This window comes from Paenibacillus aurantius, from assembly GCF_032268605.1.
In the GTDB taxonomy this organism is placed as follows: domain Bacteria; phylum Bacillota; class Bacilli; order Paenibacillales; family NBRC-103111; genus Paenibacillus_AO; species Paenibacillus_AO aurantius.
Genome location: NZ_CP130318.1, coordinates 2944700 through 2961628 on the forward strand (window position 1 = coordinate 2944700; position 16929 = coordinate 2961628).

13 protein-coding genes are annotated in these 16929 nt (G+C 51.2%); 12 read left to right on the forward strand and 1 reads right to left on the reverse strand.

Features of this window, described 5'->3' with window-relative positions; translation table 11 throughout:
- The first annotated feature begins 12 nt into the window (after nucleotides 1-12).
- The 3 genes from MJA45_RS13330 (at nucleotide 13) to zupT (ending at nucleotide 4267) form a co-directional block, all read left to right on the forward strand.
- On the forward strand, nucleotides 13-1512 hold the full coding sequence (locus MJA45_RS13330; RefSeq protein ID WP_315607736.1) for an extracellular solute-binding protein: 1500 nt from the start codon (nucleotides 13-15) through the stop codon (nucleotides 1510-1512).
- Between the two features lie 37 nt (nucleotides 1513-1549).
- Nucleotides 1550-3394 carry a sensor histidine kinase gene (locus MJA45_RS13335; RefSeq protein WP_315607737.1) on the forward strand — a complete coding sequence of 615 codons (1845 nt, stop codon included), beginning with the start codon at nucleotides 1550-1552 and terminating at the stop codon, nucleotides 3392-3394.
- A gap of 75 nt (nucleotides 3395-3469) precedes the next feature.
- On the forward strand, nucleotides 3470-4267 hold the full coding sequence (gene zupT / locus MJA45_RS13340) for a zinc transporter ZupT (protein WP_315607738.1): 798 nt from the start codon (nucleotides 3470-3472) through the stop codon (nucleotides 4265-4267).
- Between the two features lie 86 nt (nucleotides 4268-4353).
- On the opposite strand, the gene MJA45_RS13345 is transcribed toward zupT, so the two are convergent.
- On the reverse strand, nucleotides 4354-4983 hold the full coding sequence (locus tag MJA45_RS13345; protein WP_315607739.1) for a GntR family transcriptional regulator: 630 nt from the start codon (nucleotides 4981-4983) through the stop codon (nucleotides 4354-4356).
- Nucleotides 4984-5055: 72 nt separating this feature from the next.
- On the opposite strand from MJA45_RS13345, the gene MJA45_RS13350 reads away from it, so the two are divergent.
- The 9 genes from MJA45_RS13350 to MJA45_RS13390 all read left to right on the forward strand — a co-directional run bounded on the left by MJA45_RS13350 (nucleotide 5056) and on the right by MJA45_RS13390 (nucleotide 16902).
- Nucleotides 5056-5691, forward strand: coding sequence for a GntR family transcriptional regulator (locus MJA45_RS13350; RefSeq protein WP_315607740.1), 636 nt, complete (start codon nucleotides 5056-5058; stop codon nucleotides 5689-5691).
- 38 nt (nucleotides 5692-5729) lie between these two features.
- Nucleotides 5730-6917, forward strand: a complete 1188-nt coding sequence (locus MJA45_RS13355) for a mandelate racemase/muconate lactonizing enzyme family protein (protein ID WP_315607741.1) — start codon at nucleotides 5730-5732, stop codon at nucleotides 6915-6917.
- A gap of 15 nt (nucleotides 6918-6932) precedes the next feature.
- Entirely contained in the window at nucleotides 6933-7928 is a 996-nt protein-coding gene (locus tag MJA45_RS13360; protein WP_315607742.1) for a zinc-dependent alcohol dehydrogenase, read from the forward strand.
- Between the two features lie 63 nt (nucleotides 7929-7991).
- Nucleotides 7992-8759, forward strand: a complete 768-nt coding sequence (locus MJA45_RS13365) for an SDR family NAD(P)-dependent oxidoreductase (protein WP_315607743.1) — start codon at nucleotides 7992-7994, stop codon at nucleotides 8757-8759.
- Nucleotides 8760-8841: 82 nt separating this feature from the next.
- On the forward strand, nucleotides 8842-10920 hold the full coding sequence (locus MJA45_RS13370; RefSeq protein WP_315607744.1) for an alpha-galactosidase: 2079 nt from the start codon (nucleotides 8842-8844) through the stop codon (nucleotides 10918-10920).
- Between the two features lie 22 nt (nucleotides 10921-10942).
- Nucleotides 10943-13183, forward strand: coding sequence for a helix-turn-helix domain-containing protein (locus tag MJA45_RS13375; RefSeq protein ID WP_315607745.1), 2241 nt, complete (start codon nucleotides 10943-10945; stop codon nucleotides 13181-13183).
- A gap of 298 nt (nucleotides 13184-13481) precedes the next feature.
- Complete coding sequence (locus MJA45_RS13380; RefSeq protein WP_315608016.1) at nucleotides 13482-14336, forward strand: ABC transporter permease; 855 nt, start codon at nucleotides 13482-13484, stop codon at nucleotides 14334-14336.
- 60 nt (nucleotides 14337-14396) lie between these two features.
- Nucleotides 14397-15272 carry a carbohydrate ABC transporter permease gene (locus tag MJA45_RS13385; protein WP_315607746.1) on the forward strand — a complete coding sequence of 292 codons (876 nt, stop codon included), beginning with the start codon at nucleotides 14397-14399 and terminating at the stop codon, nucleotides 15270-15272.
- A 31-nt stretch (nucleotides 15273-15303) separates the two neighbouring features.
- On the forward strand, nucleotides 15304-16902 hold the full coding sequence (locus tag MJA45_RS13390) for a type 2 periplasmic-binding domain-containing protein (protein ID WP_315607747.1): 1599 nt from the start codon (nucleotides 15304-15306) through the stop codon (nucleotides 16900-16902).
- Nucleotides 16903-16929: the final 27 nt, after the last annotated feature.

The following is a 16929-nucleotide window of genomic DNA, read 5'->3' on the forward strand; positions in this document are numbered from 1 at the left end:
AGAAACAAGCCCGTGCTGCGTAAAACCGTTTCATTCATCTTCGTCCTTCTGCCTGTCTTCTCCGCCGGCTGCTCGGTCCTCGGACCGAGCTCTCCCCAGGCTTCTCCCCATGAAAAAACCCGGGAGATCAAAATCGTGGCCAACAGCCTGGGCGTTGCCTTTCCTAAGGGAACGGATGTGAACCACAACCCTTACGTGGACTATATCGAGAAGGAAACGGGCATCCGCCTGAATGTGACCCTGCCTCCTTTGAACGGGTATGACGAGAAGCTGAACCTGATCATGGGCTCCGGGAAGGGACTCGATATGATTAACACAAGCAATTCCTCGTGGTTCGTTCATCATGTGAACCGCCGTGCGCTTCTCCCCTTGACCGGCCTTATCGAGAAATACGGCCCGAACCTGAAGAAGAAGATTCCCCAGGAGGCTTGGGATATGGTGACGGTAAACGGGGAAATCTACGCGATCCCGAGTTTGAATGAGGTGAAAGGAAACGAGATCATGTACGCCCGCAAGGATTGGCTGGACCGGCTCGGGCTGAAGCCTCCCCATACGCTGGAGGAGTATACGGCCGTGATGAAAGCCTTTGCCGGACAAGACCCGGACGGCGACGGCCGGAATGACACCTACGGCTTCTCCATGCTGGAGAGCATGGGCCGCACGTCGCCCCTCTTGGGCGCGTTTGGGGTGCAGTGGAACGCGTGGTACGAGCGGGATGGCAAGCTTGTCTATTCCGGCATTCTTCCGGAGATGAAGCAGGCGCTTGCCTATTTCCGCGACCTGTACGAGCAGGATGTGCTCGACCCGGAATTTCCCATCAACAAGATGGAGGTGCTCGGGGATAAAATCGCGAACGGCCAGGTGGGCCTCTATTCCGCCGCCTGGTCGGACACCCGGACGTATATTGCCGCGAACCGGGCGAAGGATCCGAAGGCGGAGTGGATCCCGCTGGACTTTCCGGTCGGAAGCGGCGGGCGGAGCGGGGTCTACAACACGCCGGTGGTCCGGTCGTACAACATGATTCCCGTCGGAAGCGGGCATGCGGAGGAAGTGATCCGCTTCCTCGATTTCGTGGCGGGTCCCGGCCAAACGACCTTGAAGCTCGGCTTCCAAGGTGATGTCTGGACGAGGGAGAACGACCGTCTCGCCATCCGGTTCGACCGGCATGTGGAGCAGGGCTACCGCGGCATCTACGGAGCGCTCGCAGATATGGCGGATCCCGTCATGACGAAGGAGAGACTGGAAGCGCTCGGCCCCTCCCTGCGGCTCTCTGAGAACGTGCAGAGCATCGAGAGCCATTTGATGATCAACCGGTTCACGGGTCCATCCGTGCCTGCCATGGGCAAGCATCAGGTGAAGCTGTCCGGCCTTCAGGAGGAGACCTTCACCCGGATCGTGGCGGGGATCAGCCCCCTCGACGACTTCGATACGTTCGTGCAGAAGTGGAAGGAGATGGGCGGCGACGAAATTACCGGAGAGGTGAACGAGTGGTGGCGGGAAAACGGCCATTAACCAGGGGTTCGCATACCGCCCGAAAGGAGCAAACGGCATGACCGCAAAAGAATGGCTTACCCGCATACGCTACCGGTTGGCCGGTTATATTCAAGTCCGGCTGACCTGGTATTTCCTTCTGATCCTGCTCCCGCTCGTCGGGCTCAGCCTGTTCGCCATTTTCCGCTCCCAAGCGGTGCTGGAGGAGCAGACCGGCCAAAGGACGCAGGCGGCCCTTCATGCGATGGCCGATTCCCTCGATCTCGCCCTGCAGAACATCGTCCAGCTTTCTTCGCTCGTGGCTTTCCATACGGAAATCAACTCCAATCTTCAGGGCGTGGGCCGGGAGCCGGAGAAACGGGCGTATGTTCAGTTCGCCCAGGTGATGAACGAAATCACCGATATCTCGGCCGTTAACCTGATGGTCGACCAGATCTCGATCATCCATATGCCCTCGCGTACCGTCATTTCCACGAAGGGCGGGGGGATCCGGCTTCCCGAAGGGGCGGAGAAGCAGGGGTGGTACCGGTCGCTGATGGAATCCGACGAAGGCATGATCTTCTACACTCCCCAGGAGGGGGATGCTTATCTCGCGTCCGACAGCGTCTACCTCATCCGCACGATGGACCCATATAACCGGACGGTCATTAACCCGAATCTGCTGCTCTTGTCCTTGAAGAAAAGCACACTTATCGAGGTGGCCCGCAAGCTGCTTCCGTCCGGGCAAGCCAATCTCTACCTGTACGGCAAGGGAGGGCATCTCATCACGGGAACCGGGATTGGCACAGGGACGCAGGAGCTTAACCTCCAAAGAGAGGAGAAGACGATCCGCCGTTCTCCGGATACGGGTGAGGATTTGGTGAGCATTCGCGTAACCTCCGCTTTCACCGGGTGGTCCATGGTGCTGGAGCAGCCGCTGAAGGAGCTTCGCCGGGAGACCGACATCATAAAGCGGTTTGCCTACGGAATTATTGCCCTCAGCCTGATTCTGGCCGTGTGGATTTCGTGGATCGTCTACCGGGGAATTTCCTCGCCGCTCCGCAAGCTTGCGTACGGGATGAAGCAGCTAAGGACAGGGAATTTCAACATCCAGCTCGCGGATAAGCGGGTCGATGAGCTCGGCTATGTAATCGAATCCTTCAATCGGATGGCCGAGAACCAGCGAAGCCTTATTCGAGATCACTACGAGAAGGAGCTTCTGTTGTCCAAGGTCGAGCTCAAGTTTCTGCAGTCGCAGATCAACCCGCATTTTCTATACAACACCCTGGATTCCATCTACTGGACGGCCAAAAATTACGAAGCCGACGAGATCAGCGAAATGGTGCTGAACCTCTCCAAGTTCTTCCGGCTCAGCCTCAGCAAAGGCAGGGAAGCCGTGTCCATCTCGGAGACGATCGAGCATTTGCAATACTATATCAAGGTTCAGCAGCTCCGCTTTCTCGATCATTTTACGGTCCGGTACGCCGTTTCGGAGGAAAGCAAGCCGTATCAGGTGCTCAAGCTTCTGCTTCAGCCGCTGGTGGAGAATGCCATCCTGCATGGGCTGGAGAAAAGAAGCCGGGGAGGCGAGCTCGTCATCTTTACTATGGTAGAAGGCAATCGGCTCGTGCTGGGGGTCCGAGACAATGGAATCGGCATGAACGCCGACAGGCTGGCATATATTCGTACGGAGTTGGACCGGGCTTCCCGCGAAAGCAGCGGGGTTCCCGCTGACGAGAGGAAGGGCAAGGACCTGTTCGGGCTGCGCAATGTCGCCGCCAGGCTTGCTGTCTTCTACGGAGAGGAAGCGGAGCTCGTATTCGAGAGCGAAGAGGGAGTGGGGACGACTTCCCTAATCTATCTTCCGCTCGAGAAATGCCTGGCCTCGGACCTGACCCGCCCTCTTCCGGCCACGGCCGGATGATTGACAAAAAGTTTGATATGACCTAAAATGTTTCCTTAGGGAAAACTATTTTGGTTATGGCAAAGGAGCTGCGGAATGCCGGAAAATGTATGGCTGGCTTTCGGGTTGACGCTGGTCGCGGGCTTGTCGACCGGGATCGGCAGCTTATTGGCGTTTGTGACGCCAACGACGAACAAGAAGTTTCTGTCCTTGACGCTTGGCTTCTCAGCCGGGGTCATGATCTACGTTTCGATGATCGAAATTTATGTGAAGGCCAAGGATGCCTTGGTCTCCGCTTCGGGCAGTCCGGCGGGGAACTGGTATACGGCGATAGGCTTTTTTGGCGGCATGCTCCTCATCGCGCTTATCGATAAATTCGTCCCCCAGCAGGAGAACCCCCATGCGGAAGCCCGCTTGGAGAGCGACAAAGCCTCCGACGAACGGGCGTTGAAGAAGATGGGCACCTTCACCGCCTTGGCCATTGCCATTCACAACTTTCCCGAAGGGATCGCGACGTTCACGTCCGCACTTCAGGATCCGTCGCTCGGCATCGCCATTGCCATTGCTATCGCCATTCACAATGTGCCCGAAGGGGTTGCGGTTTCCGTTCCGATATACTATGCCACGGGCAGCCGGAAAAAGGCCTTCAAGCTGTCCTTCCTGTCCGGGCTTTCCGAGCCGGTAGGGGCCCTTGTGGCTTACCTCATCTTAATGCCTTTCTTGAACGATTTCCTGTTCGGGGTCATTTTTGCCGGGGTTGCCGGAATCATGGTGTTTATCTCGCTGGACGGCCTGCTGCCCGCAGCCAAACGGTACGACGAGGGACACCTTTCCATTTACGGGCTTATCGGGGGAATGGTCATCATGGCGGTCAGCCTGCTTTTGTTTATTTAATTGTTATGGAATCGGATAGGTAAATCGAGGGCCTACTCCTGGGGGAGTTTGGCCTTTTTTGCTGACGAGACCGCCTGCCAGGTCGCCTATAGCCAGGTTCGTTTTATAATTTGCAGATAGAGAAATAAGGACTCACGAAAGGCACCCAAACCGATTGGTATCGCCATGAGCAGTTGACCGATTGCATGGGTGGTTTCCGCTTGATAAGGGGCCTTCCACCTCTTGTTGTTGGCAGACCAAAATACTCTAGAGGCGGTGTTCTGAAATTGGACGGACATTTCTTCATTGCGGCCGATTCGAATGAGACCCAACATATAGCCATATTCAAATATAACCAAAGAATCGGCATCAACCGTATCCAAGTTAAGTAGAACCCGAAAGGATTGAAGTTGTTTGGATGAATATTCCAGGAGCTCCTGATGTTTTAATTCCCATGCGGCGTGTACCGAAAATAAGACAAGGGAAATCAAAATTTCCAATAGATCGCTTACTCGTTGGGAAGACGAATCTAAGATAATGACTCCATGTTTGGGAGCGATTCGAACGTATCCCTCTTGTTCCAGCTGTTGAAGAGCGGCTCTTACAGGTGTGCGGCTCATATCCAGCATCGAGCTCAGTGCACCCTCAGAAGTCGATGTCCCTTTTGGCAATTGTCCGGAAACAATCCATTGGTGAATCGATTGATAAGCATGATGGCGTAAGGATGGTGTACGCAATTGGCAATTCCCCCCACATAGAAATGGTATAATTATCATAAAACAACGGTTCATCGAAAGGAAGCAAGTGTTATGCCCGTCATGGGAACCACGTTAAGAGAAGTAGCGTTCGAAACCATCAAACAAAAAATTGTGAACGGGGAATGGGAAGGCGGGACATTTCTTTCCGAGAAACGGCTAAGCGAGCTTCTGGGAATGAGCAAAACGCCCATCCGTTCGGCCATGGACAGACTTGAAATGATCGGACTGGTGAAGCTTGCGCCCAACCAGGGAGTGATCGTTCAAGAACTTTCCCTTAAGAAAATCATGGAGATATATGAGCTGCGGCTTTCATTGGAAACCTTTGCAGTCAAGCAACTGACAGGAAAGATGGATCCGCCTTTTTTTCACCGGTTAGATGAGAATTTAGAACGGCAGGAGCATTGCGTACGTGAGGAGGACATTGTTGGATTTGTCCAGCTGGACCGTACCTTTCACGAAACGATTATCGCGGGGTTAGACAACGAGGAGTACAGGGAGGTCATGTCGAGGCTGCAGGATAAATTTTTGATGGCGGTACGGGTCACCTTTTACAAAAATCATAATCGCTTGGCGGGAAGCTTGAATGAGCACAAGCAAATCCGAAGAGCGCTGGAGGGGAACGATCCGACTGCCGCTGAAGAGCTGGTGTACCACCATATTGAGTTTGTAAAAAAGATCATGCTTTGATGTATACAAGTGAGACATCTTGTAGATATACAGGTGCCATGTTACCTTTTACTCAATCAAATGAGGGGGTAAAGGACATGAGGATAACGGATGTACATACTTATATCGTTGGAAACCAGTGGAAAAACTGGCTTTTCGTCAAGGTGGAAACCGACGAGGGAATGACCGGTATCGGGGAAGGAACCTTAAATGGCTTTGCAAAGACAGTCGAGGCCGCGATCCATGAGCTTAAGCATTTGGTTATCGGAATGAGTCCGTTTGATGTGGAGACCATTTCCTTGAAGATGATTCGGGATGTATACTCGGACGGAGGTCAGATTCAGGGCTCGGCGCTTGCGGCAATTGAAACCGCTTGCTGGGATATTATGGGGAAGGCGACGGGACAACCGGTTTACAAATTGCTCGGAGGCAAATGCCATCATAACCTGCGCTGCTATGCCAACGGTTGGTACCGTGGCGGAACCGATGAAGAGAGCTTGCACGCCCAAGCCAAGGAAGTCGCTGCGAAAGGCTACACGGCATTGAAGTTCGATCCTTTTGGAGTGGCCTGGCGAACGGTAGAGCGAGCCGATTTTGCTGATGCCGTCCGAAAAATCGCCGTTGTCCGTGAGGCGGTCGGTCCCCATGCCGATCTCTTAATCGAGGGGCATAACCGTTTCAGTGTTCATACGGCCCTACAGTTCGCAGAAGCGATGGCACCGTATCGTCCAACTTGGTTTGAAGCGCCGGTTCCCCCTTACCGGCTCTCCTCCGTGATCGAAGTGGCCAAGCGTAGTCCGGTGCCGGTTGCATGCGGTGAGGATTACTATAATCGTGAGCAGTTCGCGGAGCTTCTCAAACACGATGCCGTTCATATCATTCAGTTAGAGCCGCAATTCTTGGGTCTTAGTGCATCGAAGCAAATATGCGGGATGGTCCATGCCCATAATGGGGTAACCGCTCCGCACAGCGCACAAGGCCCCATATGTTCCATCGTCTGTGCCCATTTGAACATGGCCAGTCCGAATTTCTTTCTGCATGAAATTTTTGATGAGTTTAATGCTCCGTGGGCACAGGCCATCTTGTCTCCAGCGTTTAAAGTCGAGAACGGTTATCTTCAGCCGCCGGAACGGCCGGGCTTAGGATTCGAGCTTAACTTGGACGAAATCGCCAAGCATCCGTATGACCCCGGCCACTGGCTGCCCTTGTTTAAGCAAGGCTGGGAAAAACGCGAGCGAGTTGAATAAAGGAGCCGAATGGATATGAAAGCATTGGTATATGAAGGTCCTCGTTCCCTGATAATCCGAGAAGTTCCGGTTCCCGACCTCCGGCCAGATGAGGTGTTAATCCGCGTGAAGCGGGCTGGAATTTGTGGCTCCGAGCTTAGCGGTTACTTGGGTCATAACTCCCTTCGCAAGCCGCCGCTGATCATGGGCCATGAATTTTCAGGCGTTGTGGAACGGTTGGGTTCTCAGGCGGAAGGATGGCAAAGGGGAGATCGCGTGACAGCCAACCCCTTGGTAACATGCGGACATTGCCGGTTTTGCCGTAACGGACAGTCGCAATTATGCGGCGAACGAAATTTACTTGGCGCACACAGGCCGGGAGCATTTGCCGAATTTGTTGCCGTACCTGCGTCAAATGTATATCGATTGGAGGATCACGTGTCTTGGGAGGAAGGGGCATTCGCCGAACCGTTTGCATGTGCGGTTCATGTATGCCGGCTGCTGGCCTTAACGCCGACCGACCGATTGCTGATATATGGAGCCGGACCCATCGGTCTGTTCGCCTTACAGGCTGCTCAAGTTTACGGACTTCGCAATATCGTGGTTGCTGATCTCAATGAAGCCAGACTAGAAATCGTTCGTGAGCTTGGCGGAATCGCCGTTACCGGCCTGGATCAGATTGATTCTACATTCCAAGGAGGCTTCGATGCGGTCGTTGATGCGGTTGGAGCGGAGATTACCCGCAGAATCAGCGTAAAGGCGGCCCGGCCTGGTGGCAAAGTTGTCTTCACCGGCTTGCATGAGGCGGAAAGCAATCTGCAGGTCAACGACATGATCCGCATGGAGACGCTAACCATGGGGGCGTTCGCGTATTCAAGAGAAGATTTTGAAACGGCCCTATTGTGGATTGAACAAGGAAGAGTCAGTATGCTCCCCTGGGTGGAGCACGCTTCCTTAAGCGAGGGGAGTCTGTGCTTTGAGAAATTGATTTCCGGTCCGGGGAAGGTCGCCAAAATAATGCTGGGTTTGTAGAGGGAGGGCATTCGGACTTTGGCATCGGAACCATAACGTTACGTATGTGGAGGTAGGTTCGGAATGAATTGGCAGGGGAAGGTTATCGTGGTGACGGGTGGCGGCGGCGGAATAGGGCGCGCGGTTGCCCATAAGTTCGCTGCCCAAGGGGGGCAGGTCGTCGTAATTGATCTTATGGCCGCCCATGCGGAGACTGTTGCGCAGGAAATTATAGACGCCGGGGGCCAAGCTATTGAGATGCAGGCCAACGTGGCTCTGGAAATCGATGTGAAAAGGGTAATTCGAGATACGCTGGGCAAGCTTGGGAAAATCGACGTCTTGGTGAATAATGCTGCCATGTGTCCTCAAATTCGCCTTACCGATATGAGTCTGGACCAATGGAATCAAGTGATCACGAATAACCTTACCTCGGTATTTCTGTGTTGCAGGGAAGTCATTCCGTGCATGCTCGCGAATGGCGGCGGTTCGATCGTGAATGTCAGCTCCGTTCATGCCCTGGCAACGCTTGAGGGGTATTCGGCTTATTCGGCTTCCAAAGGGGGCATCGTGGCCATGACGAGGGCCATAGCGCTTGATTATGCCCGTCAGAACATACGGGTTAATACCGTACTTCCCGGTGCCGTTCAAACCCCGATGCTTGAGAACAGCGTGAAAAACCTGGGAATGCCTCGTGAGGAAATCATGAAGCAATGGAATGAAGCGCAGCCGATCGGCCGCGTAGGACAACCCGAGGAGATCGCCACCGTTGTTATGTTCGCTGCCAGTCCCGAAAATTCTTTCATGACAGGGGCCACCCTCGTCGCCGATGGCGGGATGACAGCAGATTTATGAGCAGCAGCCGAAGAAAGTTCTGGTTGGGAGAGCCAATGAAAGGCAGGTGTAGATCAAAGTGATAATAAAGGTCGCAAAGGGAATGACTGAAATCGAGATGAAAGGAAAGCGGGATTCCTTTTGGCTGCTTCGCGATTTGGCCTCGGGTAAGACCTATCCGATCAGTGCGCCGAGCTTTGAGATCGACGGCGAAACGATACCTGTAGAACTTGCCGGCGTGCAGCTCATCCGAACCTGCGCTCTGGCGAACGGAAGTCATGAGTTTGAACTGCAGGGCCCGTTGATGTCGCATCCATTTCTAAGCGTCAAGCTGGTTTTTCGAATGGCGTACGACAACCCCATCATTCGATTTCGATATTCGTTGATGAGTGTTCGCGAGTGCCAAATGACCAAGACTCATGGCGAAGATTCCATCCTATACTTTTCATTCCATGCCATGGGATCCGCCAAAGAGGTGCGTTTCTCCGAGTTTAACGAGATGGTCCATAGTTATACCATGACCGAAACGGAGGTTAGGCAGGAGCAATTCGAAGCCAATCAATGGATTATGGGGCCCATGATGGTTAGCACCTTGGACAACCTGACTTCCTTGATCGCCTATGAACACGGGTCTCAATATCCGGATGCCTACCTTGCCTTTGCACTAAAGGGAAACCGAAGTGTTCGTGTTCGTGCGGTGAAAGGCAACTACTATAAGGGAAGACTGATTGGCCCCCGTTCTTCCTACGACACGATCTGGTTTGAGGCAGGCATCTGTGCAGGGGATGAAACAAGCATGGCTGCCTACTATCGGCAATTCGTTCTCCGGTATCTCAGCCTAAATAACGAATCCAGGAAACCGTATTTGTTTTACAATACCTGGGCCTTTCAGGAAAGAAATAAACATTGGTACCAGAAGTCGTACTTGGATTCCATGAATTTTGCTCGAATGGATGCGGAGATCGACAGAGCGCACGCGATTGGAATCGAAGTCTTCGTCATCGATACGGGATGGTACGATAAAACAGGCGACTGGCAAGTGAATGAGGCTCGATTTCCGGACAGAATGCATTTGATCAAGGCCAAGTTGGATAATTACGGGATGAAATTGGGGCTGTGGTTCGATCCCAAGGCCGCGGCAGCCAGCAGCCGAATGCTTTCCCATAACATAAACAATCGTCAATCCTATAACGGAAAGGTCTATGATAAGCATCCGGTTTGGGAAACCGAAGAAAGCTCGCCCATGTGCTTGGTGAGCGACTATGCCGTTGACTTCGCTGATGAATTAATCCGGTTACACCGGGAAATCGGAGTGACTTATTTTAAATGGGATGCGATTGGTCAATATGGCTGCAACGACCCTGACCACCATCACGGCAATACCCATTGTTCATTAGAGGAAAGGGAACAATGCTATGCTTTTGAGCTCCCGCTTTATCTGACTCGTATTGTGGAAAAGGTGACCTCTCAGTGTCCTGACGCCATCATCGATTTGGACATTACGGAAGGATATCGTTGTGCAGGGCTGAGCTTCTTGTCCGCCGGAAAGTTCTTCCTTCTTAATAATGGTCCGTACTTTGCAAATTTCGATATTTCCAAAAATGTAGATATTCAGTTTTCTAATGAGAACCTGTTTTTTCATCCCGGTCCTGCACGGGGTTGGATCTGCCGGTCGCCGCTGACCTACGACAAGTGGATCCCTACCGTCCTTTTGTTAACCCACTATTTAGCGGATGATCCAAAAGAATCACAACGGATCAATATCGGATCACTCATTCTTGGCCAGAATGGGATTTGGGGGGATTTGTTGAACCTATCGGCGGAAGGCGTGGACTTGATGGCAAAATGCCTATCCTTGTACAAGCAGGTTCGTGATGAAATCACGAAAGCCACCATAAGGCGTACAGGATTGCCGGGCAGTAATGGAGAAGTATATGAAAAAATCGACCCTTCGACCGGAAAAGGGGTTATGGTCGCATTCGCCAGTTCCTTCGGCAAGCCGTGGGGGACCCCCCGGCCTACCCAATGTCAATATATCAGCTTCGAAAAGGTAGACCGGAACGCGTGGGTTTCCGAGGGGGGAGAGGTACAGTTCGATTCCGCGGGAAGAGCGGTTTTGAGCTGCACGTTCGATAAACCAACCGCCTGCATAGCATTCTTTGGCATAGATAACGATTCTTAATCGAGTCGGGGGGACTAATTCGGTGAATCGATTGCTGCTCTTTTATCCAAGAGGAAAAATGTTCTTCTATAAATTGATGGCGGGCTTATTCCTCGTTGCCGTCATTCCGACAGCGGCGACGGTGTATGCGCTGCATCATCAGTTTATCAAGAGCATGATGGACGAAATCGGCAATTCGAATACCAAATTACTGGAACAGGCATCATTGAACGGAAACATGATGATCAATGAAATGACGTATACGGCAAGCGCGCTGCTGAACGATCCCAGCGTGAGTTATTTTATGCAGACGGACTACACCTCCGATGCGAAGTTATTCAACGATCTGATGGATAAACTGGGCACCATGCGGAGCGGGAGCCGGTACCTCTCCTCGATCTATGTAGTGTTTGATCGATTCGACTACGTCATTGGCACCCATACAACGAACAATGCTTTCCTGCTGCCGATTCAGCAAACGACGGCCTTGGACGAAACGATGCTGCACTCGGATTATACCCGATTTTATTTTTATCCCGATGAGGGGGACCGCATGTTGTATATGGTTCGACCGATACAAAATGCTTCCTATCAAACGGTAGGCGCCATTGTAATTACCGTGAGCGCAGCAAAGTTCAAGGAAATTTTTGAACCGATCCGAACGTCCGATAAGGATACGATCACCATACTCGACGAAAAGAACCAAACGATTTGGTGCGAAGGCAACGATTGCAGTTGGGAATCGCTTCAGGCTGTGGCGGCGGACCCCATACCGGGGAACTATCGTACCGTGAAGAGGGAGCATCAGAACCTGGTCGTATCGAGAAGCGAGTTGAGCTTGAATAAATGGACGCTGGTTTCTTTGCTTCCCGCAGAACGTCTAACCAGCAAAATTAGTGTATTCGGGCAAATGTCGCTGCTGATTTTTTTATTGGCGAGTACGGTAGCCGTCATGTTCTCCTTTGTCTACGGAAGAATTTTGTATCGCCCCTTGAGAAGCTTGCTTCGTCGGATTTTAAACAATCCGACGGTCGACTCGGCACCCGGCGGCAGCGATGAATTTGGGATCATCGATCAGCTCTACCATAAGGTGCTGAACAACAAGGCGCATTTGGAGACGTTCCTCGATACGAACAAAGATTTGATGCGGAACCAGCTGTTGTTTAATGTCGTCGAGGGACGGGAATTAAATGAAGGCGCCATTCGCGAGAAACTGTCGTTGCTCGGGGGAGATCTCCCTTTCGACTATTTTTTCGCTGTTTTCATTAAAGGTTTTAAAATGGAGATTTGGGATAAGGCTTCGTATCATGATTCGGCGGCCGGAAAACTGTCCGCTTATATGCTGGCCGAGGAATTGATGGAAAAGTACGCATTAAAGGGCCTGGCGTTCGAGATGGATTCCGATACCGTTGTACTTCTCGTCAATTCGGATAATCAGGATGAGAATAGGAAGAATCATTTTGTCAAAGAAATGAAAAGTGCCATGATAGAGCTTGTGCCCTTTCCTCTGCGAATCGGCGTTGGGGGCTATGTCAGCGGGTGGGCGCAAATTTACGAATCATGCAGGCAAGCGCGCTATTCTCTCGTTTACCACACCGACGTTTCGAGTGATATGGCATTACCAACCATGCAGGTTGCTTTTTATGAAAAGAAAATATGCTATAGCTTGGCGAATGCAGATGAGAGCGGCGTGATGCAGGCTGTTGATGATTTGATCAGCTATGCCAAAGGGAAATCGTCCATCACGTGGACGCAAAACATGAATATGTGGCTACAAGTATTGTCCGCTTCCATCAAAAAGCTGGAAGAACTCCATGTTATCCTGTATCAGGAGCTTATGCAAAGAGCGGTTTATCATGAGCTCGCTAACCTGGAATCCGCTCAGGATCTCCAAAGCTGGGTGAAGCGATTTTACAAGGAAATCATCTCCCGCCTTCATGACTTGGACGAGAAGAGTGATACCCATGGCAAAGTGGAAATGGCAAAGACCATGATCGGGGAACAGTACGATCAAGAGCTGACGCTCGAATCCTTAGCCGGGCAAATAGGTTTGAATCCGGCCTATTTCAGCAAACTGTTCAAGGATGGAACGGGCATCAATTATGTGGAATACGTGAACAAGCTGCGGATCAACAAAAGTAAAGAGCTCCTTCAGAGGTTCCCCCATATGCCGCTGGATGAAGTGGCAAAGAAAGTAGGCTATCACAATACGCAAAGCTTTAACCGTTTCTTTAAGAAGTATGAATCGTGTACACCAGGACAATATCGGCGTCAACTGAATTAAGCGAATCCCTTGGCCCTAGGCTTAGGGATCCGTTTTTTCTTTGTGCATGTCGCCTAAAAGAGTGAAGACTCCATCCATAAAAGTGAAACAGCGCATGTTAACTAAAGAAGTGAAGCCTAATCCAATAAACGTACTGTAGAAAGCGAAACGGGATCCTGTTACTTTATAACATGTAAACGGTTTCAACACGACGGGATAAAAAGGAGGTGTCATCATTACAACCGCGGCAACTGTTCGAATAAAAAAACATAAGGTGCTGCAGACATTCGGCAAACAAAAATTGTTGTTTGTCTTGTTGGTGCCAGGGGTCGTTCTCACCTTTATCTTCCACTATTTACCCATGTACGGTGTCATCATTGCCTTCAAAAACTATAATCCGATCAAAGGAATATGGGGCAGTGACTGGGTAGGGCTGCGCAATTTCACCGAGCTGTTCGACTCCCCGTTTTTTTGGAGGGCCTTCAAGAACACGCTCATTCTGAACGGGTATCAAATCTTGTTCGCCTTTCCGGCTCCCATTGTGTTTGCTTTGTTGTTGAATGAGATCCGGTCGATGATGGTGAAGCGATGGATGCAAACCATTACGTATTTTCCGCATTTTCTTTCGTGGGTCGTCATTGGCGGGTTTGTGGTTGCGATCTTATCACCCAACACAGGGATTCTGACAACCATTCAAAACTGGCTAAGCTATGAAGGCAGTCAATTGTTTCTGCTAACGGACTCGCGGGCGTTTCGCGCCATCCTGGTTATCTCGGAGATCTGGAAGAATGTGGGCTGGGGGGCGATTATTTATTTGGCGGCCATCACCGGGGTCAATCCGGAGTATTACGATGCGGCTGTCATTGATGGGGCGGGAAGATGGAAACAAACGCTGCACGTCACGTTACCCGCCATTATGCCGACCATCATTATTTTGCTGGTGCTGAGGATCGGGAACATGATGGGTAGCGATTTCGAGCAGATCCTAGTCCTTTACTCGGCGAATGTTTACGATGTAGGGGACGTTCTCTCCACGTATGTGTTCCGTCTCGGATTATTTCAAGGCAAGTACAGCTTTACGACGGCCGTCGGCTTGTTTCAGTCCGTTATCGGGTTTACGTTAATCATGATCGCAAATCGGTTAAGCCGTAGAGTCGGAGGAGGGCTATGGTGATAATGGGTCTCGTACAATCGCCATTATGCCCAAGGACTTAACCGTGGGGGGATTTCAAACATGCTGCTGTCTACCGGGGAAAGATGGTTCAATAGGTTCAATTTGCTCTTGATGCTGTTGCTCGCGTTGGCGATGCTGCTGCCATTCCTGAATGTGATTGCCAAATCGCTTAGCAGCAACTCGATGGTCATGGCGGGAGAAGTAAGCCTTTGGCCCAAAGAGTTCAACTTGTATGCCTATAACCTGGTGTTTAAAAGTCCTATGTTTATGCGTTCCATTCAGGTCACGGTATTCATAACGTTGGCGGGAACGCTGCTTACCCTGTTTGTGGTCATTACAAGCGGGTATGCATTGTCCAAAAAAAGGCTTCTTGCCCGCCGGACGATTATGCTCTACTTTCTGTTCACCATGTTTTTTAGCGCCGGCATGATTCCGGGCTTCCTCAATATTCAAAGGTTGGGCATTTACGATACGCTGTGGGCGCTGATTTTGCCGGGCCTCATGAATGTCTACTACATGTTATTGGTAAAAAGCTTCTTTGAACAGCTGCCGTCCGAGCTGGAAGAATCCGCTTCACTGGACGGGTGCCATGACATTCAGATCTTGACGAAGATCTTCTTGCCCATTTCGAAACCTATCGTGGCGACCATCGGTCTGTTCGCGGCGGTTCATTTCTGGAATATCTATGTTCCGGCCGTCATGTACATTCAATCGCCGAAGCTGTATCCGCTGCAAGTGCTGAATCAGATGCTCATCTTCGCGCAGAGCTCTATTGACAGCCAGCATGCCGCTGATCAAGACATGCATAACATGTTCGGTTCGGAGAACTTAAAAATGGCTGTCATCGTTGTCTCCACGATGCCGATTGTGATTGTGTACCCATTCCTGCAAAAGTATTTTGTTAAAGGCGTTACGTTGGGGGCCATTAAGAGCTAACAGCAGAAAAACAAAAAATAAGAGGTGCGCAATGAGAAAAGTAGGAACGGCTTCGCTCCTGTTGTCGGCGTCAATCGCGCTGCTTGTGTCGGCTTGCTCAAAAACCGGTTCCGAGGTGACCCCTTCCGGTGGGAATACAGGGGAACCGACCAAGACGGGGAAGGTTAAGATCTCCATTCTGAACGGGTTGTGGGATCTTCCGGCCGGCGTGGATCCCAATAAGAACAAATGGACGGATGTCATCAGCAAAGCATTTCCGGATCTCGAAATCAATTGGATTCTCGCCCCCCGCGACGCAGCGCAGTTCGAGCAAAAGAAACAGCTGCTGATGGGATCGGGACAATTTCCAAATCTGGTGCTCGCGACCAAAACGGATATGGTGAACTGGGCGAACAACGGCATGATTATTCCGGTTGACGAATTCGTAACGAATAATATGCCCAATTTGAAAAACTACCTGAATGAAGAAGATATGAAAAACGGCAAGTATCTTGGCAAGCAGTATCTGATTCCGACTCCGCTGTCGAGTTTGCAAAATCCGTTGGTCACGTATATTCGCAAGGATTGGCTGGATAAGCTGAAGCTTCCGGTCCCGCAAACAACGGAGGAGCTCATGAATGTGATGAAGGCGTTTGCGAATCAGGATCCTGACGGAAACGGCAAGAAGGATACGTTCGGATTCGCCAGCCAAAAAAATCTGATCTTCATGGACAGCACGCTTGCCTTGTCGTTCAGGGTGAATTTGGATACTCAAAACAAAAATATTAACTGGCATCGGGTGAACGGCAAGCTGCTGCCCGATATCGTGGCCCCCGGCGCGAAAGAAGCCCTTGCCTACTTTAAGGAAATGTATGCGAGCGGGGTTTATGACAAGGAGTCGTTGGTGCTCGACTACAGTAAGCTGGAAGAAAAGTTGACCAGCGGAAAATACGGCGCCGCCACGTTTTATGATTCGGCTATGCGCGGAAGAATCAACAACAATATCAAGAAAGCAGATCCGAATGCGGAGTTTATCGTGCTTACTCCTCCGAAAGGGCCTCAAGGCGGGCAAGGGGTTCCGCGCGGGGATAACGTAGGAAACTTGTTCGCGGTTACCAAGGGCACGACACCTGAGCAAGCTACCGCTATTGCGAAGCTATTGAACTGGTTTATGGAGAAGGACACTTCGGTCAATTATAACAAAACGTTGGGCGATGCCCTGAATATGGGGGTGCTGGGCGTCAACAGCGAGCTGTTAGGAGAGAAATTCTTATCGGAAATGCCTGCTTCGAAGGCGACGGAAGAAGCGAAAGCGGACAATTACCGCTTCTCCTACCGGCTGCTCTATTCCTCCACGCATATGCTTCCCGACGATAAAATGATCGAATTCGGCAAGCTTAGCGATGCGACCAAACCAGGCACTTCCGACGATATGAAAATCCAGTCCCAATATGGCGTTAAAAACGCTTTGAAAATTGCCGGACCTAAAGCTTCCCAATATTTGCCGGATTTGATCACCTATTTTGACGAGATCAAAATGAAGATCGTTACCGGAGGCGAGCCGCTCGAGACGTTCGACAAATGGGTCGACTATTTCTATAAAAACCACGGGCAAGAAATCATTGACGAAGCCAACAGCATGAATAATTAAAGCACGGCCATCCCTCCACGACGATTT